Origin of the sequence: Pseudideonella sakaiensis, from assembly GCF_048320135.1 — a bacterium.
Taxonomy (GTDB): domain Bacteria; phylum Pseudomonadota; class Gammaproteobacteria; order Burkholderiales; family Burkholderiaceae_C; genus Ideonella_A; species Ideonella_A sakaiensis_A.
Genome location: NZ_CP182947.1, coordinates 2,804,218 through 2,823,376 on the forward strand (window position 1 = coordinate 2,804,218; position 19,159 = coordinate 2,823,376).

Here is a 19,159-nt window from a genome sequence, read left to right on the forward strand (position 1 = left end):
TCTCAGCGCGTCGACGGAACGAAACGCGTCGGCTCTGGCACGCCGTCGCGGTACATCGCTTCGACCAGCGCGGCCCGGTTTGCCAGCACCGCGCGCTGGTTGATCGAACCCTTGTCGGTCAGTTCGCCGGCATCGATCGCCGGCGGTTCCGTCAGCACCTGCAAGCGGGCAACGCGGTTGGCGCTGCCACTCGAGTCGGCCCACAGGCGATTGGCCAGTGACTGGAAAAAGGCCCGCAGTGCCGGCAACTGCAGCACCTCGGGCAGCGGCATCTCGGCCGGTGCGCCGGCCAGCTTGCGGCATTCGTCGGGGCGCGGGAACAGCAGTGCGCCGACCTCGCCGCGGTTGATGCCGGTGATCACCGCGTCCTGCACGCAGGGGTCGCCGGCCAGCACGATCTTCGCGCGAAGCGGGCCGACGCTGACGAAGGTGCCGGTGTCGAGCTTGAAGTCCTCCGCCGTGCGGCCGTCGAACAGCAGGCCGCGCTGCGGGTCGGTCGGGTCGACCCAGGTCACCGCGTCGCCGGTGCGGTAGTAGCCCTCTTCGTCGAAGGCGTCGCGGGTCTGCTCCGGCGCGCGCCAGTAACCCGGCATCACGTTCGGGCCGCGGAAGCGGATCTCGGTCTTGTCGCCGGTGCTGGCGTCCTTCACCAGCTTGACCTCGACGCCCGGAACCGGCAGGCCGATGTGGCCGGAGCGCACGTCGGTGCCGACCGCGAAGGTGCAGCTCGGCGCGGTTTCGGTCATGCCGAGGCCGGTGATGATGCGGACCCGCTCGCCGGTGGCCGCCTCGCCATGCGCATCGAGCTTGTCCCAGACCGCCTGGCTCAAGCCGGCGCCGGCGAACATGAAGACCTTGCAGCGCTTGAACAGGCTGTCGCGCAGCGCGGTATCGCTGTCCATCGCGGTGGCCAGTTCGTCGAAACCTTTCGGCACGTTGAAATAGACCGTCGGCGAGATCTCGCGCAGGTTGCGCAGCGTCGCCGCCATGCCCTTGGGCGTCGGCTTGCCGTCGTCGATGTAGAGCGTGCCGCCGTTGACCAGCGTGATGCCGACATTGTGGTTGCCGCCGAAGGTGTGGTTCCACGGCAGCCAGTCGACCAGCACCGGCGGCTCCTCGGCCAGGAAACCCAGGCACTGGCGAATCATCTGCTGGTTGGCGCACAACATCCGGTGGGTGTTTATGACGCCTTTCGGCGCCTTCGTCGAACCCGACGTGAACAGGAATTTCGCGATCGTGTCGGCATCGACCTTGGCGTGCGCCTGCTCGAGCGAAGCATTCGGCTCGGTTTCGAGCAGGCTGGCGAACGAACGGGTCTGCCGGCCGTCGATCGCGCCTTCGCTCAGCACCACCGTGACGTCGTCGCCGACGACCGCCTGGATCGCCTTGGCGTAGGCCGGCCCGCTGGCGAAGACCAGCCCCGGTGTCACGGTGCCAATGATGTGGCGCAGCTTCGCGTAGTCCTGCGAGACCAGTGAATAGGCGCTGGAGATCGGCGCATACGGCACGCCGGCCCACATCGAGGCGAGCGCCAGCGTCAGGTGTTCGATGTCGTTGTCGGACAGGATGGCCACCGGCCGGTCGACCGACAGCTGCAGATCGACCAGCGCCTGCGCGACGCTTTTCACACGCTGCAGCATCTGCGCGTAGCTGAGCCTGATCCAGTCGCCGCCGCCTGGCGCGCGCTGCGCGATCAGGGTGCGGTCGGGCGCCTCCTGCGCCCATTGTTCGAGGCTGTCGGTCAGCCGTTCGGGATACGCGCCCAACGGGTCGGCCGAACGCAGCAGCGTGCTGCCGTCGGGACGGCGTTCGATGCGCGCTTCGACACAACCGCCGACCCGGGCGTCGCGGTAGCGGGGCATCGCGGCGCTGCTCATGATGATTTGACGACCTTGCCGGCACGACCTTCGAGGAAGGCGCGCAGCCGATCCTGCGCGTCGGGTGTGCTTTCGGCGACCGCAGCCATCAGCGCCTCGGTCATCAGACCTTCGGATTGCGCCTGATCCGCAATTCGCGGCAGCACATGGGTGACCGCATAGTTCGACATCGGTGCATTGGTCGCGATGCGTCGGGCCAGCGCGATGCCTTTTTCCAGCCCCGCGCCGTCGGCGACGACATAACTGACCAGCCCCATCTGCGCACCTTCCTGCGCATCGAAGACGCGGCCGGTCAGCATCAGGTCGCTCATCCGGGCGACGCCGATCAACCGCGGGATGCGCACCGAACCGCCGCCGCCGACGAAGATGCCGCGCTGGCCTTCTGGCAGGCCGAAATAGGCCGACTGCTCAGCGACCCGGATGTGGCAACTCGACGCCAGCTCGAGCCCGCCACCGACGACTGCGCCGTGCAGCACCGCGACCACCGGCACGCGGGCGAACTGGATCGCGTCGAAAGCGGCATGCCACATCCGCGAATGGAGCACGGCGCCGCCGATGTCGCGTTCGACCAGTTCCGACAGGTCGAGGCCGGCGCAGAAATGGGCGCCTTCGCCGCTGACGACCGCTGCCTTGACCTGCTCGGGCAGGTTGACGAAGCAGGTGTGCAGTTGCTGGATCAGCGGGTCGCTGATCGAATTGCGCTTGGCCGGCCGGTTCAGCCGGACATGGATGACCGGGCCGTCGAGCGTGATCTGCAGCAGATCGAGCGATGCCAGCAGGCCGGTCGCGGGTTGGAAGGTCGTGGTCATGGGCGTGTCCGTCGGATTCGATGCGGCGAATATTAGTTCACAATCGAAACTACATGGTCAGGGGAAACCCTAGGTTCCGGTTGCTGGTTTGCTGTGAGAATGTGTTCAAAAGGCGGCGACCGAACCATCGAAGTAGTTGCGTAGTTGAACTACAGTGTCTCCTAGAAGCCAACCGCAGGGCCCACGACCATGAATACCGACGAGCTGATCGCGATCGACACCCACACGCACCTCGAGGTGTCGTGCCGCAACCCCTTCGACAACTACGGCGAGGAATACGACCGTGCGGCCGACAAATATTTCCGCTCGAGCCGCCGGCCGACGATGCAGGAGACGATCGACTTCTACCGCGAGAAGAAGATCGGCTTCGTCAATTTCACCGTCGATGCCGAATCGCAACTCGGCCGCCGGCGCATCAGCAACGAGGAGATCGCCGACGCAGCGGCAGCGAATCCGGACATCATGATTGCCTTCGGCAGCATCGACCCGCACAAAGGCAAATACGGCGGCCGCGAGGCGCGCCGGCTGGTCGAGCAGCATGGCGTCAATGGCTTCAAGTTCCACCCGACGGTGCAGGGCTTCGAGCCGGCCGACAAGATGGCCTGGCCGATCTACGAAGTGATCAACGAATACAAGCTGCCGGCGGTTTTCCACAGCGGCCATTCGGGCATCGGCAGCGGCATGCGCTGCGGCGGGGGCCTGCGGCTGCAGAACTCGAACCCGATGCTGCTCGAGGATGTCGCGATCGCCTTCCCCGACATGCAGATCATCGTCGCCCATCCGTCGTGGCCATGGCAGGACGAGGCGCTGTCGCTGGCGATGCACAAGCCCAACATCTGGATCGACCTGTCCGGCTGGAGCCCGAAATATTTTCCGAAGCAGCTGGTCCAGTACTGCAACACGCTGCTGAAGGACCGCATCCTGTTCGGCAGCGATTTCCCGCTGATCGCGCCCGACCGCTGGATGGCGGATTTCGAGGAGGCGGGTTTCAAGGACGAGGTCAAGCCGCTGATCCTGAAACGCAATGCGATGCGGCTGCTCGGTCTCGGCGAGTTCGCCTCGGGTGCGGGCTGACGATCAGCCCATATCCCCGGTCGATGACCCCACGTTTTGCTCCGGCCCATCGATGCTGCACGATGGCCATGCCGATTCGAGCAGCAACCAGCTTCCGCCCATGACAAGCACCTCCTTCTTCTTCCAGCGCACGGTGATCGCCGCCGCTCTGGCACTCGGCAGCACAGCGGCACTGGCGCAGGCCGCCGCACCATGCACCCCACTCGAGCGCGGCGCCGCCAGTTCGCCATCGCAGCGGCCGGCGTTTGCCGGCCAGACGCGCGCGTGCGCCGCGGTGCCGAGCGCTGCGGTCAAGGTCAGCGTCGTCGCCAGCGGGCTGGTTCATCCGTGGTCGGTCGAACCGCTGCCCGATGGCGGCTTCCTGGTCAGCGAGCGGCCCGGCCGGATGCGCCACATCTCGGCTGGCGGCCAGGTTTCCGAGCCGATCGAAGGATTGCCGGCGATCGATGCCGGCCGTCAGGGCGGCCTGCTCGACATCGCGCTCGGCCCGTCGTTTGCAAGCGATCGCACGATCTTCTGGAGTTATACCGAGCCGCGGCAGGATGGCAATGCGACCGCAGTCGCCCGCGGCCGGCTGTCGGCAGATAACCGGCGGGTCGAACAGGTGCGGGTGATCCTGCGCACCGTGCCGAGCTGGAACAACCACATGCACTACGGCTCGCGGCTGGCGTTCGGCCCGGACGACATGTTGTACGTGACCCTCGGCGAACGCTCCGACGTCGCGGCGCGTCCGCAAGCGCAGCAACTCGGCAGCCATTTCGGCAAGCTGCTGCGCATCACCGCCGACGGCGCATCGCCGGCCGACAACCCGTTTGTCGGCCGCGACGGCGCGCGGCCGGAAATCTGGACGCTCGGCCACCGCAATGTGCAGGCCGCGGCATTCGATCCGCGAGGCCGGCTGTGGACGGTCGAGATGGGCCCGCGCGGCGGCGACGAACTGAACCTGATCGACAAGGGCAAGAACTACGGCTGGCCGCTGATCACCTATGGCGAGGAATATTCCGGCCGGCCGGTCGGTGATGGCAGCACCGCGCGCGCCGGCCTCGAGCAGCCGGTCTATTACTGGGATCCGGTGATCGCACCGTCCGGCGCGCAGTGGTACGACGGCGAGCTGTTTCCGGCCTGGCGCGGCAACCTGTTCGTCGGCGGGCTGGGCGGCAAGGCGCTGGTACGGCTGGTCATCGACGGCGAGCGCGTCGTTGCCGAGGAACACCTGCTGACCGATCGCAACCAGCGCATCCGCGATGTCCGCCAGGGGCCGGACGGGGCCTTGTACCTCGTGACCGATGAGCGCGACGGTTCTCTGCTGAAAGTCGTGCCAGCGCGCTGAGCGAGCCGCCGCTCAGCTGTTGAACAGCAGCAGCACCAGGCCGAGGTAGATGCCCATCATCAGCATGCTGTCGACGCCGACATTGGCCAGGCCACGCTGCTGGCGGTGCAACAGCGCGACCAGCAGGATGCCGGTCTGCAGCAGCGCGGCGCTGGTGATCAGCGTGATCGAGCCGAGCCCGTCGGCATGCAGCACCGAGCCACCGCGGTAGGCGATATCGGCGATTGCGACGAACAGCGTATCGAAGACATTGCCGCCGATGATGTCGCCGACGGCCAGCGTCAGCGCTCCCTGGCGCACCGCGGCGAGCGCGGTGACGAGTTCAGGCAGCGAGGTCGACAGCGCCGTCAGCACGCCGCCGACCGCGCTGTCCGACAGGCCGGTCTGTGCCGCCAGCGCGAGGCCGGTGCGCGCGATCAGCCAGCCGGCGACGCCGACCGTCACGGCCAGTGCGGCAAAACGCCCGATCAGCGGCGCCAGCGCCTGCTGTTCGGCTTCCGGTTCCGGCTCGTCATGCCGCGTCTCCTTGGTCGAGCGCGGCGTCCACATCGGCTTGCGGTGCACGCGGTGCACCAGTTTCAGGCCGACCAGATAACCGACCACCAGCGTCACGCTGACCGGGTGCACGCCGGCGACGGTGAACGGCGGGGCCGCGATGGCCAACGCAATCATTGCCAGCATCACGACCAGCAGCGAACCCTGCATGATGTTCGGCAGCGACGCCGCCGCATGCTCGAGGTTGGCGCGCCGGTAGCTGATGTCGGCGATCGCGATGAAGGCGGTCTGCGCGGCAATGCCGCCAAGGCCGTTGCTGACGGCAAATGCGGCACGGCCGTCGATCGCGGCGGTCAGCGAGGTGATGCTGCCGGGCAATGAGGTCGTCGCACCGAGGAAGATCGCGCCGGCGACCGCCTCGCCGAGGCCGGTGCGGTCGGCAAGTCGATTCGCGGCCGCTGCAAGAAACCAGCCGGATACCCCGATCACCGCTGCGGCTGCGGCAAACAGGGCAGCATTGCCGGCCAATGGCAGCTGGTTGAAGTCGGGGATCGAGATCACGTGGACTGAACGAGTGCCGCCGCGCCGGCAAAGTTCCCCGCCGCTTTGGCAGGGCATTGCTGGCGGCCATCGCCGCGATCTGGTCAGATCAGACGATGACTCCAACCCACCCAGTTGATATGACCGACGAGGCTCGCGCGCGCTGGCACGAGCAACTGCAAAACGCGCTCGACGAGGCAGCCGCCGGCAAGCCCGAGCGGCTGTGCGCAAAGATTGCCGACCTCGACGGCAGCGCGCTCGCCGATGTGCTGGAGGCACTGGACAGCGAGCCGCGGCTGGTTTTATGGAACAACATCACCGCGCAGCGGCGCGGCCAGGTGCTGGTCGAGTCGCACGGCGAGGTGCGGCGCGGGTTGATCGAGGCGACCGATGCACAGACGCTGGCCGATGCGGTGCAGGGCCTCGATCTCGACGATCTGTCCGACATCGATGCCGACCTGCCGCCGGAGGTGCTGCGCAGTGTGCTCGAGCGGATGCCGCAGGAACGCCGCCAGCGTTTCGACGCGCTGCGTGTCTATCCGGACGATTGCGCCGGCGGCCTGATGGACGCCGACCCGGTCAGCGTGCGGCCCGACGCCGACGTCGCATCGGCCGCCGCGACGCTGCGCCGCCATCGCGAGCAACAGGGTGCGTTGCCCGAACACCTGCATGCGCTGATGGTCACCGACGACAGTGGCCGCTATCTCGGGATGGTCGAACTCGCCGACCTGCTGGTCAACGATGGCGACCGGCCGGTGCGCGAGGTGATGACGCGGCAGGACCAGGCGCTGCCGGTCGACCTGTCGGCGGCCGATGTCGCACGCCGCTTCGAGGACCACAACCTGCTGTCGGCCGCGGTGGTCGACGATGCCGGCCGGCTGATCGGCCGCATCACCGTCGACGATGTCGTCGATGTGCTGCGTGCGCAGGCGGAGCGTTCGCAGCTCGCCAATACCGGCCTCGACAACGAAACCGACACCTTTGCTCCGACGCTGGTCGCCAGCCGCCGCCGCGCGGTCTGGCTCGGCGTCAACCTCGTCAATGCGCTGATCGCCGCGGCGATCATCAGCCTGTTCGACGAGACGATCGACCAGCTGGTGGCGCTGGCGGTGCTGATGCCGGTGGTTGCCAGCATGGGTGGGGTGGCGGGCACGCAGAGCATGGCGCTGGTGATCCGCGCGATCGCGCTCGACCAGGTGCACGGCAGCACGCGCTGGCGATTGCTGCGCCGCGAACTGGCGGTCGGCGGCCTGAACGGCCTGTTGTGGGCGCTGGTCGTTGCGGCGGTCGCGCTTGCGTGGTTCGGCAACCCGGCGCTGTCGGCGGTTTTTGCGACCGCGGTGATCCTGAACCTGATGATGGGTGTCTTCGCCGGCACCGGGATACCGATGCTGCTGTCGCGGCTCGGTGTCGATCCGGCGCTGGCCGGCGGCGTCGTGCTGGTGGCGCTGACCGATGCGGTCGGCTTCGGCGTCTTCCTCGGCCTCGGTAGCCTGCTGCTGATCTGATCCGGGCGGCCGAGCAGCCTCAGCCCGGGATTTCTTCGGCCGCCGCGAGTTGCGATTCGCGGATGCGGGTTGCCGCCAGCACACCGGCCGATTCGAGGATCGGGTAGGCGATCGAGCAGATGTGCGAATTGATGCGTTTCAGTTCGCTGATCAGGTCGAGGTGCAGCGAACTGGTCTCGATGCTCTGCGCGCGGTTGTCCTGCAGGCGCGCGAGGTGGTTGGCGGCATATTCATGCTCGAGGTCGCGGAATCTCGCCTTTTCCTCGAGCAGCCGCTGCGCGTCGCGCACATGGCCGTCGAGAAAGACGCTCATCGCCAGCCGCAGGTTCGACAGCAGCCGGTCATGCAGGTGGCAGATCTCGGCCATGCCGGCGTCCGAAAAGCGCCGGTTCTTGCGGATCTTCTTGTCCTCGAGATCCTGCAGCGCACGTTCGATGCTGTCGCCGATCTGCTCCATGTTGATCGTGAAGCTGACGACGTCGGCCCAGCGCCGGCCCTCGCGTTCGGACAGCGCCTCACGCGAGATCTGCGTCAGGTAGAACTTGATCGCCGAATACAGCTCGTCGACGGTGTCGTCCATGCGGCGCAACCGTTCCGCCAGATCGAGGTCGTTGTTGCGCATCACCGGCAACATGCCGCGCAGCATCGTCTCGACGATGTCGGCCTGGTGCAGCGCCTCGCGCGCCGCGCAGCTGATCGCCAGCGACGGGGTTGCGAGCGCCACCGGATCGAGATGCCGCGGACGCTCGGAGGCGGCCACCGGGCGCGCACGCAGCAGCTTCTCGACCAGCTTGGCCATCGGCCCGACGAAGCCGATGAAGACCAGCGCCATCAGCACGTTGAAGGCGAGGTGGAAACCGACCACCTGGTGGGTGACCGACGGTATCCATTGCGTGGCCAGCAGCTGCAGCTGCGGCAGGAACGGCACGACGACCAGCACGCCGGTCAGCTTGAACAGGAAATTGCCGAGCGGCAGCCGCCGCAGCTCGGGTTTGCCGCTGCCGGTGACGATCATCGCCAGTACCCCGCTGCCGATGTTGGCGCCGAGCACCAGCCCCATCGCAACACCTGCCGGCAGGATGCCCTGCGCGGCCAGTGTCGCGCTGAGCAGCACGATCGCCAGGCTGCTGTAGGCGAGCACGACCAGCGTCGCGCCGACGACGATCTCCAACGAGACCTCCTGCGGCATCGCGGCGAGCAGCGCACGCACCTCGGGCGCATCGGTCAAAGGCCGCGTTGCGCCGACGATCAGCTGCAGCGCCAGCGTGATCAGGCCGAGCCCGATCAGCACCCTGCCGAAGCGGCCGACGCTGGAGTTTTGCCGCGAGATGAACATCACGACGCCGACCAGGATCAGCAGCGGCGAGATCCACGACAGGTCGAACGAGAAGACCAGCGTCATCACCGCGGTGCCGACGTCGGCGCCGAGCATCACCGCCAATGCCGCCGCGGTGCCGACCAGGCCCGAGCCGACAAACGATGCAACGATCAGGCAGGTCGCGGTGCTCGACTGCACCAGGCTGGTCACCGCGATGCCGGCCAGCATCGAGCGGAAACGGTTGCCGAAACTGCGCGCCAGCACATGGCGCAGGTTCTCCCCGAAAACGCCGAGCATCCCGGTTCGCACGATGTGGGTGCCCCAGACGAGCAGGGCGATGGCGGCGAGCAGGTTGAGGAGATGGATCAATTGGTGGTGGGTGCGGATGTGCCGATCAATGGGCCGCTCGTGAGCCGGTTGACGCGGCAGCGATTGGAAGGCTCGCGTTGTCGATTGTCCAGTAGGCCAAATACCGTTGACAGCATCGTGCCACGAAGTCGCCGGTCTTGCTGCGGTCGAGATGGACATCGCATGCCGTGCTCGCGCATGATGGCAGCCACGCCAACCCCTGCAGCAACAATCGGACACCTGCGATGGCAACCAGCAAAGAGCATCCGGCCGTGGCCGCGATCCGCATCGGCAAGGCGGCGAAAGTGAAGGTCGCGGTCAGCGATATCGACGGCATCCTGCGCGGCAAATATCTGCACCGCGACAAGTTCCTCGCCGCTGCCGAGCCGTATCCGAAAGGCGGCTTCGGTTTCTGCGACGTCGTTTTCGGCTGGGACAGCGGCGACCAGTGCTACGACAATACGCAGGCCACCGGCTGGCAGCACGGCTTTCCCGACGCGCTGGCGCGGCTCGACCTCGACACCGCCCGCCATGTGCCATGGGACAACAACGTGCCGTTTTTCCTCGGCGAATTCATCTCGCCCGACGGCAGCGCCTACCCGCTGTGCCCGCGGCAGACGCTGAAGCGGGTGCTGGCGCGCGCCGAGCGGCGCGGCCTGCAGGTGCTGACCGGCTTCGAGTTCGAGTGGTTCAATTTTGCCGAGACGCCACAGAGCTGGGCCGACAAGCGCGGCGTCGCGCCGACGCCGATCACCCCCGGCATGTTCGGTTATTCGCTGTTGCGGATGGCCGATCGGCAGCCGTTCTTCAACGCGCTGATGGACGAGATGGCGGCCTTCGGCGTGCCGCTCGAAGGCCTGCATACCGAAACCGGCCCCGGTGTCTACGAGGCGGCGATCGTCTTCAGCCCGGCGCTCGAGCAGGCCGACCGCGCAATCCTGTTCAAGACCGGCGCGCGCGAACTCGGCAAGCGCCATGGCGTGATGCCGAGTTTCATGGCGAAATGGAACGCCGATCTGCCCGGCTGCTCCGGCCACATCCACCAGAGCCTGTCGGACGGCAAGACGAATCTGTTCTTCGACGCGAAGTCGCCACGTCGGATGAGCAAGCTGTTCGAGAGTTATGTTGCCGGTCAGGTCGCCTGCCTGATGGAGTTTGCGCCGATGTTCTGGCCGACGATCAACAGCTACAAGCGGCTCGTCGACGGTTTCTGGGCGCCGGTCAAGCCGACCTGGGGCATCGACAACCGGACCGCGAGTTTTCGCGTGATCGCCGGCTCGGCCAAATCGATGCGGCTCGAGACCCGCTGTCCGGGCGCCGACGTCAACCCGTACCTGGCGATGGCCGCGGTGATCGCGGCCGGCCTGCACGGCGTCGAGCAGGGCCTGACGCTCGATGCGCCGCCGATCACCGGCACCAACCAGGGCGCGGAAAACGTGCCGCGCGCGCCGCGCTCGCTGATCGAGACGACGCGCATCTTCAGCCGATCGGAGATCGCCCGCGATTTTCTCGGCGACAGCTTCGTCGACCATTTCGCCGCGACCCGCGAGTGGGAGCACCGGCAGTGGCAGGATGCGGTCACCGACTGGGAACTGAAACGTTATCTCGAGATCATCTGACACCGCCGCGATGAGCATCTCCCGTTTTGCCTTTCCGACCGACATCCGGTTCGGCGTCGGCGCCCGCCGCCTGGTCGCCGACCATCTGCACGAGCGCGGCCTGTGCCGGCCGCTGATCGTCACCGACCGGGCGCTGGCGGCCTTGCCGTCGTTCGCCGAATTCCGTTCGCTGCTCGACGAACTGCAGCCTGCGGTTTTCGACGGTGTCTTCGGCAATCCGACCACCGACCAGGTCGCTGCCGGCAGCGGGGCGTACGCGGCGCACGGCGCCGACTGCGTGGTCGGCTTCGGCGGCGGCGCCGCGCTCGATGTCGCGAAACTGGTTGCCTTGATGGCGGTGCACGACGGCGACGTGCTCGACTACGCATGGGACCATCCGCAGCCGCGTGCCATCAGCGCGGTGCTGCCGTGGCTGGTGCTGTTGCCGACAACCGCCGGCACCGGCAGCGAGGTCGGCCGCTCGGCGGTGGTTTCCGAAACCGGCAGCGGCATCAAGCGCACGGTCTTCGCGCCGCAGCTGCTGGCGAAGGTCGTCTTTGCCGATCCCGAATTGACGGTCGGCCTGCCGCCGGCCGTCACCGCGGCGACCGGTTTCGATGCGCTGACCCACAACATCGAAAGTTATCTGTCGCCGGCCTGGCATCCGATGTGCGACGGCATCGCGCTCGAGGGATTGCGCCTCGGCGCGCGTTCGCTGGCGCTGGCGGTTGCCGAGCCGGCCAACCTGCAGGCCCGCGCCGACATGTTGATCAGCAGCATGATGGGTGCGGTCGCTTTCCAGAAAGACCTCGGCTCGGTCCATGCCTGCGCCCATGCGCTCGGCGCGGTCTGCGGCATGCACCACGGGCTCGCCAATGCGCTGATGATCGAACCGGTGCTGGCGTGGAATCACGAGGCGGTGCCGGCGCGCTTCGATGAACTGGCGCATGCCGCCGGCCTGTCCGGCGGCGGTGCCGCGCTGCTGCCGTGGCTGAAGGATCTGAAGCAGCGGATCGGCATCACCGGCGGGCTGGCCGCTCACGGCGTCGAGCCGCAGCAGCTCGACCGGTTGGTCGAGCTGGCGGCGGCCGATTTCTGCGGCCGCACCAACCCGCGCCCGGCCACCGCGGCCGACTACCGACGATTTTTTGAACAGGCCCTTTGAACCGACATGCCCTTTCTCCGCCCCCATCTGCGCATCGGCGTCTCCGCGCGCATCTATTACCCGGCCAATCCGGTTCTCGACCTCGGCGGCATCTGGACACGCACGCTGCATTACCTCGAGCAGTCGGTCGCGCACTGGCTGCTGCGCGGCGGCGCGCTGCCGATGATGATTCCAGCGGTCGATGCGCAAAGCGTCACCGCCGCCGACGACCTGAACCTGCGCCACTATGCCGATTCGCTCGACGCGTTGGTGCTGCAGGGCGGCAACGACTTGTCGCCGCATTCGTATGGCGAGCAGCCGCTCGATCCGGCCTGGGCCGGCGATGCGGTGCGCGACCGCTACGAGATGGCGCTGGTCAATGCCTTCGTCGACGCCGGCAAACCGGTGTTCGGCATCTGCCGCGGGCTGCAGCTGATCAATGTCGCCTTCGGCGGCACGCTGTACCAGGATGTGCCGACGCAGCGGCCTGACGCACAGAAACACGTCAATGCCGAACACTACGAGCGCAACCAGCATGCGGTCGAGATCCTGCCCGGTACCCGGCTTGCCGAGCTGTATCCGGGGCTGCAGCGCGGCCGCATCAACAGCATCCACCACCAGGCGATCAAGGACCTCGCGCCGGGGCTGGTCGCCGAGGCGCGTTGCCCCGACGACGGCATCATCGAGGCGGTGCGTCTGCGCGGCGAAACCTATGTCGCCGCCGTGCAATGGCATCCGGAATTCCATGCGCCGGGCGACCCGACGGTATTCGACGATGCGCCGATGCTGCGCGACTTCCTGCTTGCCGCACGGGCGACCCGTGCGCTCACCGCCTGACACGATGGCCTACGAACTGTTTTATTGGCCGACGATCCCGGGCCGCGGCGAATTTGTCCGGCTTGCGCTGGAGGCGGCCGGCGCGCCGTACCGCGATGTCGCCCGCGATGCCGGCGATCCGCAACGCGGCATGCAGCAGATGCTTGCGCTGATGCAGTCCGACAAGCTGCCGTTCCCGCCGTTGGCACCGCCCTTCCTGAAGGATGGTGACCTGTGGATCGGCCAGACCGCGGCAATCCTGCAGCACCTCGCCCCAGACTTGAAACTGGTCGGCCGCAGCGCGCAGGTGCGGGCCTGGACGCAGCAGATCCAGCTGACGATCGGCGACCTGGTCGACGAGGTTCACGATACCCACCATCCGGTCGGCCCCGGTCTTTATTACGAAGACCAGAAGGCCGAGGCGCTGCGCCGTGCCGGCGATTTCTGCCGCCATCGGATGCCGAAATTCCTGGCCTGGTTCGAGACCATCCTGGCGCGCAACCCGGCCGGGCCGCGGCACCTGGCCGGCGCGCGGCTCAGTTATGCGGATCTGTCGCTGTTCCAGGTCGTCGAAGGGCTGCGCCATGCCTTTCCGCGGACCACCGAACAGGTGCTGGCATCGACACCGAAGGTCGTGGCACTGCATGACCGGGTCGCCGGTCAGTCGAAGGTTGCTGCCTACCTGCGCAGCGAGCGCCGGCTGCCTTTCAACGAACACGGCATCTTCCGCCACTATCCCGAACTCGATCTGGGCGCGGGCTGACGCGACAATCGCCCGATACGCCGCAACTCGCGGCGACCAACCAGCGCTGTCCACACCCCATGCCGATCCAGTGGTTTCCGGGCCACATGCATTCGACGAAGAAGGCGATCGTCGAACGCATTCCCGACATCGATGTCGTGATCGAGATGCTCGATGCACGGCTGCCCGGCTCCAGCGCCAATCCGCTGCTCGCCGAGCTGACGCAGCACAAGCCGGGACTGAAGATCCTGAACAAGCAGGATCTGGCCGATCCCGATGCCACCGAAGCCTGGCTGGCGCACTACCAGGCGATGCCAGGCACCCGTGCGATCGCGCTCGATGCCGGCGATACCGCGCCGGCGCGGCGGCTGATCGCTGCCTGCCGCGAGCTGGCGCCGTTGCGCGGCGGCATGGTCAAGCCGCTGCGGGTGCTGATCTGCGGCATTCCGAATGTCGGCAAGTCGACGCTGATCAATACGCTGGTCGGCCAGCGCAAGACACGGACCGGCGACGAGCCCGGCATCACCAAGCTCGAACAGAAGATCGTGCTCGCCGACGATTTCTACCTGTTCGACACACCCGGCATGTTGTGGCCGCGGATCATCGTCGAAGAAAGCGGCTACAACCTTGCCGCCAGCGGCGGCATCGGCCGCAACGCCTACGACGAGCAGGAGGTCGCGCTCGAACTGCTGGCGCGCGTGCGCGAACCCTATGCCGATCGCCTCGCCGCGCGTTACAAACTCGATGCGGCGCAGCTCGATGCCCGGCAGACGCCGGTCGATGCGCTGCTGCTGGCGATCGGCCGGCGGCGCGGCGGGCTGAAGGCTGGCGGCCAGGTCGACCTGCAGAAGGCGGCAGAGGCGGTGATCAATGATTTCCGCGCCGGCGCTTGGGGCCGGATCACGCTGGAAACGCCGCAGCAATTCGAGCAGTGGCTGGCCGCCGCACAACAGCGCGAGGCCGAACGGGAGGCCGAGCGCAAGGCGAAACGCGATCGGCGATCCGGCAAGCGGCGCACTGCTGAAGACGACGCTGACGCGAGCTGAAGCCGGGCGCTGCCGCTATTTGCCTTCCAGCGTGTAAACCGGTTCCCAGTCGGCAGGTGGTGGCTGCGCGGCCATCTCGCGAGCGCGTTGCGCAAACAGCGCGGCGGCTTCGTCATGGTCGGCAATCCGTTCGAAACAGGCTGCCGCGGCGGCAAAGTCGGCCGCGCGCCAGGCCGCCAGGCCTTGCGCGTAAACCGCGCTGTCGGCGCGCTGCGCCGCCGACTCCTGGCCTGTTTCGGCCAGCGGGTGGTAGACGCGCACCGGGTGCACGATGCCCTTGACGCGGATCGCATCGATCTCGCGCCAGGCAAAGTGGTCGCCGGTCAGCGTGACCGTCGCTTCGGAGACCAGGATCGACGTGCCGAAATAGCGGTTGGCCCCTTCCAGCCGCGACGCCAGGTTCACCGCATCACCCATCATCGTGTAGTTGAAGCGGCGCCGCGAGCCGATGTTGCCGAGCAGCGCCTCGCCCGAATTGATGCCGATGCGGTGGCCGAGCCGGTGGCCCTGGAAAAATTCGTCGCTGTTGTTCATCTCGAGCAGGCGGTCGCGGCAGGCCAGTGCGGCGCCGACCGCGTGCCGTGCATGGTCGGCATCGTCGAGCGGCGCGCCGAAGACCGCAACGATCGAGTCGCCGACATATTTGTCGACATAACCGCCAGCGGCTTCGATGATGTCGGTCATCGCCGACAGGTAGTCGTTCATCAGCGCGACCAGCGCCTGCGGCGTGATCTTTTCGGCGATGCTCGAGAAGCCGGCGATGTCGGTGAACAGCACCGTCACGTCGCGGATCTCGCCGCCGAGCGTCGGCGGGCTGTCGGATTCGACCATCTTGTCGATCACCTGCGGCGCCAGGTACATCGCAAAGCTGCGGCGCAGCAGCCGCTCCTCCTTGTCGGCGATGACGAAGCGGTAGCCGACGGTGGCCGCCAATGCCGCGAGGCCGGCGAGGAATGGCTCGACCAGCGGCAGCACCAGCGTGTGCTGGAAAACAACCACCGCGCCGCCGAGATAGATGCCGAGCAGCACCAGCAGCGCCAGCGCTGCGGCGGCCGGCGCGAGCAGCCGCGCGGCGACCGCGGCCGCTGCGGCAATCGCGATCGCAATCAGCGCGACCAGCGCTGGCGGCAGCTCGCGCAGCGCATCCTGGCGAATCAGGTTGTTGATGCCGGTCGCGTGGATGTAGACACCGGACATCGTGTCGCGCCGGATCTGGCCGGTCGCGGTCTGCATCGGCAATGCGCAGCGCGGCGCCCACGCGCGCTCGAGGCCGGTCGTGAAGCGTTTCGAGGTTGCCTTGCGGTCCTCGATGTCGAGCAGCGTGCCAAGCACGACCACCTTGCCTTCGAAATGGCGGCGGAAAAATTCCTGGTCGCCCTTTTCGGCACAGGCGCGCAGATCGGCCAGCGAATAGGTCAGGATGTCGCGCGAGCCGCCATCGAAATTCAGCGTGATCGTCTCGGGAATCGCCGCCGGAAAACGGTGCCCGGCGAGCGACAGGCTGCCGTCGGGCAAAAACTGCGGCTCGCTGCCGAGCGCACGTGCGGCCAGCTCGACCGCCATCGACGGCACTGGCTGGCCCTCGGTGGCAAAACTGGTTGGCAGCCGCCTGACGACACCGTCGGGGTCGGTATAGGCATTCAGCGCCCGGATATTGCGTTGCTGGCCGACCGCAAAACGCTGCCCGGCCGACGGGCGGATCGGCTGGTCGCGCAGCTGCATCTCGCCGAGCACGATCTTGTCGAGCTTGGCAGCGGCGTGCAGCGAGCGCAGAAAATCGCGGTCGAAGCCGCGCATCCGGGCGCCGACAACGGCATCGCCGAACGGCATCTCGGACTGCTCGATCGAGGTCGGAAACACGACATCGAAGCCGACTGCGGCAACGTCGGCGTCGACCAGCGCGTTCAGCACATGGCCGATCTCGCGGGTCCAGGTGATCGTCGGCGATCCCTTGAATGGCGGCGCCTGGTAGGTTTCCTCGTCGATCGCGACAACGACGGTCGGCGCCTCGGCCGGATCGAGGCGCGGCCCGTAGACATGCCAGCGCAGCGCGGTCAGCGCATCGATCGTCAGTCCGCGCAGCGGGTCGACCGCCGGGGAAGCAAACAGCAGCCCCGACAGCAACGCGATCAGCGCGATCGCCAGCGCATCGCGGCGGCGGATTCGCGCCACTATCGCAAACGCAGCAGCCGCCCGATCACCGCCGTCTGTCCGGCCGCGGCATCGGCATCGATGACAAATTCGACTGCCGCGCTGCCCTGGCTGGCGCGGTAGCGGCCGCCAGCCGCCAGCACGATGCCGGCCTTCGCGAAATCGGCAAACTTGTCGGCGACCAGCAACCGGTCGGTGATCGCGAACTGCTGCGCCGGCTCGGCCTGGTCGAGCCGGCTGATCAGCAGCGGCGAGCGGATGTCGTCGATCTGCACCATCGGCGAACGGCCGTACAGCACCAGCGGTGCGCTGTCGGCCTGCGCCGACAGCGTCGGCCCGCCGCGGTAGACGGTACCGGCACTTTGCGTCGCGCGGCGCGCATCGAGCTGCAGCCGCTTCGCATCGCAGCGCGGCCGGCTGCGCTCAACCTTGCCACCTTGCACCAGGCTTTCCTCCTCGAGCGCAATCACCGTGCCGCCGGTGATCGTTTCACGCACACACGATTTCATGTAGCTCAGCACCACCGAGCCGTCGCGGCCGAGGTCGATCACCTGGCCGGCGGTCACATAGTCCATGAATTCGACACCGACCTTGCCGGCGGCCTGTTCGACCACGGCCACCGGTGTCTGGGCGGCAACGCCTGCCGGCCAAACCATCGCGGCGGCGATCAGCCATTTCCATCGAGTGTTCATCGTCCGGTTCCTTCATCGAATCGCAGCAGGCGGCCGATCACCGGTGTCGCGCCGGTTCCGGCCTCGGCGTCGACCAGGAACTCCCTGCTCGACTTTCCCTGGCGCGCGCGGTAGCGGGCGCCGGCGGCCAGGCTGATGCCGCCGCGCGCGAGATCGACAAACCGGCCTCGCACCAGCACCACATCGCTGACCGGCACTTCGATCGCCGGCGCCGTGGCATCGGTGCGCTCGAAGATCAGCGGCTCACGCTGCGCATTGACTTCGACGATCGGCGAGCGCCCGTACAGGGTCAGCAGCGACGCTGCCGGATCGGCCTGCTCGCGTGGCTTGCCGCGAAAGACATTGCCGGCACTGTCCCGGGGATCGCGGCCATTGAGCTGCAGGTGGTTCGAATCGCACTTGACCTGGCTGCGCTCGACCTTGCCGAGCTGCACCAGGCTCTGGTCTTCGAGCACGATCACGGTGCCGCCGCTGATCGTCTCGCGCAGGCAGGATTTCAGATAGCCGAGCACGATCGAATCCTGCGCCCCGAGCTTGATCACCTGGCCAGCGGCGACATAGTCCATCAGCCCGACGCCTTCGACCTTGCCCTGCACCGCCTCGACAACCGCCACCGGTCGCTGCGATGTCACCTGCGCGGGCGTGCCCGGCGACAGCAGCAGGCCGGACAGTGCACACGCCACGACCAGCCACGTCCTGTTCACGACATCCATTCGACCACCTTGCCGCTTGCTGCGGATTGATGGGCGGCACGGCGTTTGCGCGCCGGCCGCCTGCTTCCTTGTAACGCAAAGTCGCGTTCGAAGCGAATCGGTCGGAATGGCATGGCCATGACTTTTTGCCGCTATCGCCTGCCGCGACCGTGCAGGCTTCGCCGCCTGGCTGCAGCAAGCGCGCTCAGCGGCAGTGCGTTGCGGGCTCGAGCGCCGGCGTGGCGGCTTCGCAATGGTCTACGACGGCCTGTGCAATCGCCTGCGCCAGCACGGTCTGCCGTTCGGCGCTGCGCAGCAGCAGTTCTTCTTCACGGTTGACGATCACGCCGGCCTCGATCAGCACCGCGGCCATCTGGGTCGAGCGCAAGACCGCCAGCTCGTCGAAGCGGTAGATGCCGAGCGCCGGATCGAGCAAGGTGCGCCCTTCGCCGGGAATCGGCGCCGCATGGTGCAGGCTCGGTGTCAGGCATTGGGCACGCAGCCTGTTGCCGATCAGCCGGGCCAGCCGCAGGCTGCCGGCCGGGTCGCCATTGCGCTCGGAGACAAACAGCGAATGGCCGGCGATGTCGTCGGTATACCGCCAGGTCCGGCCGTCGACCGTCCACTCCGACAGCAGCTGCGGCTGTGCCGAGTCGTGGTGGATCGACAGGAACAGGCTGGCGCCGGCTCGGTTGGCCCGCTCGCTGCGTTCGAGCAAGGCCAGCTCGGCTTGATCCGGATTGGTATCGATCAGCTGCTCGAAGCCGGCTTGCCGCAATTCTTCGGCAACGCGGCGCGCGAGTTGGCGGTTGAAGCGATATTCCGGCTTGCCGCGCGCACTGATCGCGCCGGGCTGCTTCGGCGTGTGGCCGACATCGACCGCGATCTTCAATGTGCTTCGGTCGCAGGCGGCCAACGCCGGCGCCGCGGCGATCGACAGCAGCAGCACCAGCAGCGGCTCGAGCAGGCGCGCCTTCAT

16 protein-coding genes are annotated in these 19,159 nt (G+C 67.3%); 8 read left to right on the top strand and 8 right to left on the bottom strand.

The window, feature by feature from the left end; genetic code table 11:
* Nucleotides 1-2: 2 nt before the first annotated feature.
* Both ACNH6H_RS12710 and ACNH6H_RS12715 read right to left on the bottom strand, forming a co-directional pair.
* A complete protein-coding gene (locus ACNH6H_RS12710) occupies nt 3-1,862 on the bottom strand; it encodes a feruloyl-CoA synthase (protein ID WP_418318141.1) in 1,860 nt (619 codons plus the stop codon).
* Nucleotides 1,863-1,873: 11 nt separating this feature from the next.
* A complete protein-coding gene (locus ACNH6H_RS12715; RefSeq protein WP_418318142.1) occupies nt 1,874-2,686 on the bottom strand; it encodes a crotonase/enoyl-CoA hydratase family protein in 813 nt (270 codons plus the stop codon).
* A gap of 189 nt (nt 2,687-2,875) precedes the next feature.
* On the opposite strand from ACNH6H_RS12715, the gene ACNH6H_RS12720 reads away from it, so the two are divergent.
* Together ACNH6H_RS12720 and ACNH6H_RS12725 are read left to right on the top strand one after the other, a co-directional pair.
* On the top strand, nt 2,876-3,760 hold the full coding sequence (locus tag ACNH6H_RS12720) for an amidohydrolase family protein (RefSeq protein WP_418318143.1): 885 nt from the start codon (nt 2,876-2,878) through the stop codon (nt 3,758-3,760).
* 100 nt (nt 3,761-3,860) lie between these two features.
* Entirely contained in the window at nt 3,861-5,090 is a 1,230-nt protein-coding gene (locus ACNH6H_RS12725) for a PQQ-dependent sugar dehydrogenase (RefSeq protein WP_418318145.1), read from the top strand.
* Between the two features lie 12 nt (nt 5,091-5,102).
* Here the strand turns inward: ACNH6H_RS12725 and ACNH6H_RS12730 are convergent, their stop codons facing one another.
* Nucleotides 5,103-6,146: a sodium:calcium antiporter gene (locus tag ACNH6H_RS12730; protein ID WP_418318147.1), complete on the bottom strand. Its 1,044-nt coding sequence runs from the start codon at nt 6,144-6,146 to the stop codon at nt 5,103-5,105.
* Between the two features lie 119 nt (nt 6,147-6,265).
* Between ACNH6H_RS12730 and mgtE the strand changes: the two genes are divergently transcribed.
* Complete coding sequence (gene mgtE / locus ACNH6H_RS12735) at nt 6,266-7,633, top strand: magnesium transporter (RefSeq protein ID WP_418318148.1); 1,368 nt, start codon at nt 6,266-6,268, stop codon at nt 7,631-7,633.
* 19 nt (nt 7,634-7,652) lie between these two features.
* Here the strand turns inward: mgtE and ACNH6H_RS12740 are convergent, their stop codons facing one another.
* Nucleotides 7,653-9,320 carry a Na/Pi cotransporter family protein gene (locus tag ACNH6H_RS12740; protein ID WP_418318150.1) on the bottom strand — a complete coding sequence of 556 codons (1,668 nt, stop codon included), beginning with the start codon at nt 9,318-9,320 and terminating at the stop codon, nt 7,653-7,655.
* Nucleotides 9,321-9,544: 224 nt separating this feature from the next.
* On the opposite strand from ACNH6H_RS12740, the gene ACNH6H_RS12745 reads away from it, so the two are divergent.
* From ACNH6H_RS12745 to ylqF, 5 genes are read left to right on the top strand one after another with little or no spacing between them, the layout of a single operon-like run.
* Nucleotides 9,545-10,918, top strand: coding sequence for a glutamine synthetase family protein (locus ACNH6H_RS12745; protein ID WP_418318152.1), 1,374 nt, complete (start codon nt 9,545-9,547; stop codon nt 10,916-10,918).
* 10 nt (nt 10,919-10,928) lie between these two features.
* A complete protein-coding gene (locus ACNH6H_RS12750) occupies nt 10,929-12,062 on the top strand; it encodes an iron-containing alcohol dehydrogenase (protein ID WP_418318153.1) in 1,134 nt (377 codons plus the stop codon).
* A 6-nt stretch (nt 12,063-12,068) separates the two neighbouring features.
* Nucleotides 12,069-12,878, top strand: coding sequence for a gamma-glutamyl-gamma-aminobutyrate hydrolase family protein (locus ACNH6H_RS12755; RefSeq protein ID WP_418318155.1), 810 nt, complete (start codon nt 12,069-12,071; stop codon nt 12,876-12,878).
* A gap of 4 nt (nt 12,879-12,882) precedes the next feature.
* Nucleotides 12,883-13,620, top strand: a complete 738-nt coding sequence (locus ACNH6H_RS12760) for a glutathione S-transferase (protein WP_418318156.1) — start codon at nt 12,883-12,885, stop codon at nt 13,618-13,620.
* A 59-nt stretch (nt 13,621-13,679) separates the two neighbouring features.
* Nucleotides 13,680-14,645, top strand: a complete 966-nt coding sequence (gene ylqF, locus ACNH6H_RS12765) for a ribosome biogenesis GTPase YlqF (RefSeq protein ID WP_418318158.1) — start codon at nt 13,680-13,682, stop codon at nt 14,643-14,645.
* A 15-nt stretch (nt 14,646-14,660) separates the two neighbouring features.
* Here ylqF and ACNH6H_RS12770 read toward each other — a convergent pair whose 3' ends face one another.
* The 4 genes from ACNH6H_RS12770 to ACNH6H_RS12785 form a co-directional block, all read right to left on the bottom strand.
* Nucleotides 14,661-16,817 carry a CHASE2 domain-containing protein gene (locus ACNH6H_RS12770; protein WP_418318159.1) on the bottom strand — a complete coding sequence of 719 codons (2,157 nt, stop codon included), beginning with the start codon at nt 16,815-16,817 and terminating at the stop codon, nt 14,661-14,663.
* On the bottom strand, nt 16,817-17,488 hold the full coding sequence (locus ACNH6H_RS12775) for a hypothetical protein (RefSeq protein ID WP_418318161.1): 672 nt from the start codon (nt 17,486-17,488) through the stop codon (nt 16,817-16,819). Before ACNH6H_RS12775 ends, ACNH6H_RS12770 begins: the two co-directional genes overlap by 1 nt.
* Nucleotides 17,485-18,201: a hypothetical protein gene (locus tag ACNH6H_RS12780; protein WP_418318162.1), complete on the bottom strand. Its 717-nt coding sequence runs from the start codon at nt 18,199-18,201 to the stop codon at nt 17,485-17,487. Before ACNH6H_RS12780 ends, ACNH6H_RS12775 begins: the two co-directional genes overlap by 4 nt.
* 184 nt (nt 18,202-18,385) lie before the next feature.
* The gene (locus ACNH6H_RS12785) at nt 18,386-19,159 is read right to left on the bottom strand and encodes an N-acetylmuramoyl-L-alanine amidase (protein WP_418318163.1); all 774 of its coding nucleotides are present in this window, start codon (nt 19,157-19,159) and stop codon (nt 18,386-18,388) included.

What these genes read in the sequence shown, in the direction of transcription:
- ACNH6H_RS12710 (WP_418318141.1), bottom strand. Translation starts at nt 1,862, where the DNA reads ATGCCCCGCTACCGCGACGCCCGGGTCGGCGGTTGTGTCGAAGCGCGC.
- ACNH6H_RS12715 (WP_418318142.1), bottom strand. Translation starts at nt 2,686, where the DNA reads ATGACCACGACCTTCCAACCCGCGACCGGCCTGCTGGCATCGCTCGAT.
- ACNH6H_RS12720 (WP_418318143.1), top strand. Translation starts at nt 2,876, where the DNA reads ATGAATACCGACGAGCTGATCGCGATCGACACCCACACGCACCTCGAG.
- ACNH6H_RS12725 (WP_418318145.1), top strand. Translation starts at nt 3,861, where the DNA reads ATGACAAGCACCTCCTTCTTCTTCCAGCGCACGGTGATCGCCGCCGCT.
- mgtE (WP_418318148.1), top strand. Translation starts at nt 6,266, where the DNA reads ATGACCGACGAGGCTCGCGCGCGCTGGCACGAGCAACTGCAAAACGCG.
- ACNH6H_RS12745 (WP_418318152.1), top strand. Translation starts at nt 9,545, where the DNA reads ATGGCAACCAGCAAAGAGCATCCGGCCGTGGCCGCGATCCGCATCGGC.
- ACNH6H_RS12750 (WP_418318153.1), top strand. Translation starts at nt 10,929, where the DNA reads ATGAGCATCTCCCGTTTTGCCTTTCCGACCGACATCCGGTTCGGCGTC.
- ACNH6H_RS12755 (WP_418318155.1), top strand. Translation starts at nt 12,069, where the DNA reads ATGCCCTTTCTCCGCCCCCATCTGCGCATCGGCGTCTCCGCGCGCATC.
- ACNH6H_RS12760 (WP_418318156.1), top strand. Translation starts at nt 12,883, where the DNA reads ATGGCCTACGAACTGTTTTATTGGCCGACGATCCCGGGCCGCGGCGAA.
- ylqF (WP_418318158.1), top strand. Translation starts at nt 13,680, where the DNA reads ATGCCGATCCAGTGGTTTCCGGGCCACATGCATTCGACGAAGAAGGCG.
- ACNH6H_RS12775 (WP_418318161.1), bottom strand. Translation starts at nt 17,488, where the DNA reads ATGAACACTCGATGGAAATGGCTGATCGCCGCCGCGATGGTTTGGCCG.
- ACNH6H_RS12780 (WP_418318162.1), bottom strand. Translation starts at nt 18,201, where the DNA reads ATGGATGTCGTGAACAGGACGTGGCTGGTCGTGGCGTGTGCACTGTCC.
- ACNH6H_RS12785 (WP_418318163.1), bottom strand. Translation starts at nt 19,159, where the DNA reads ATGAAGGCGCGCCTGCTCGAGCCGCTGCTGGTGCTGCTGCTGTCGATC.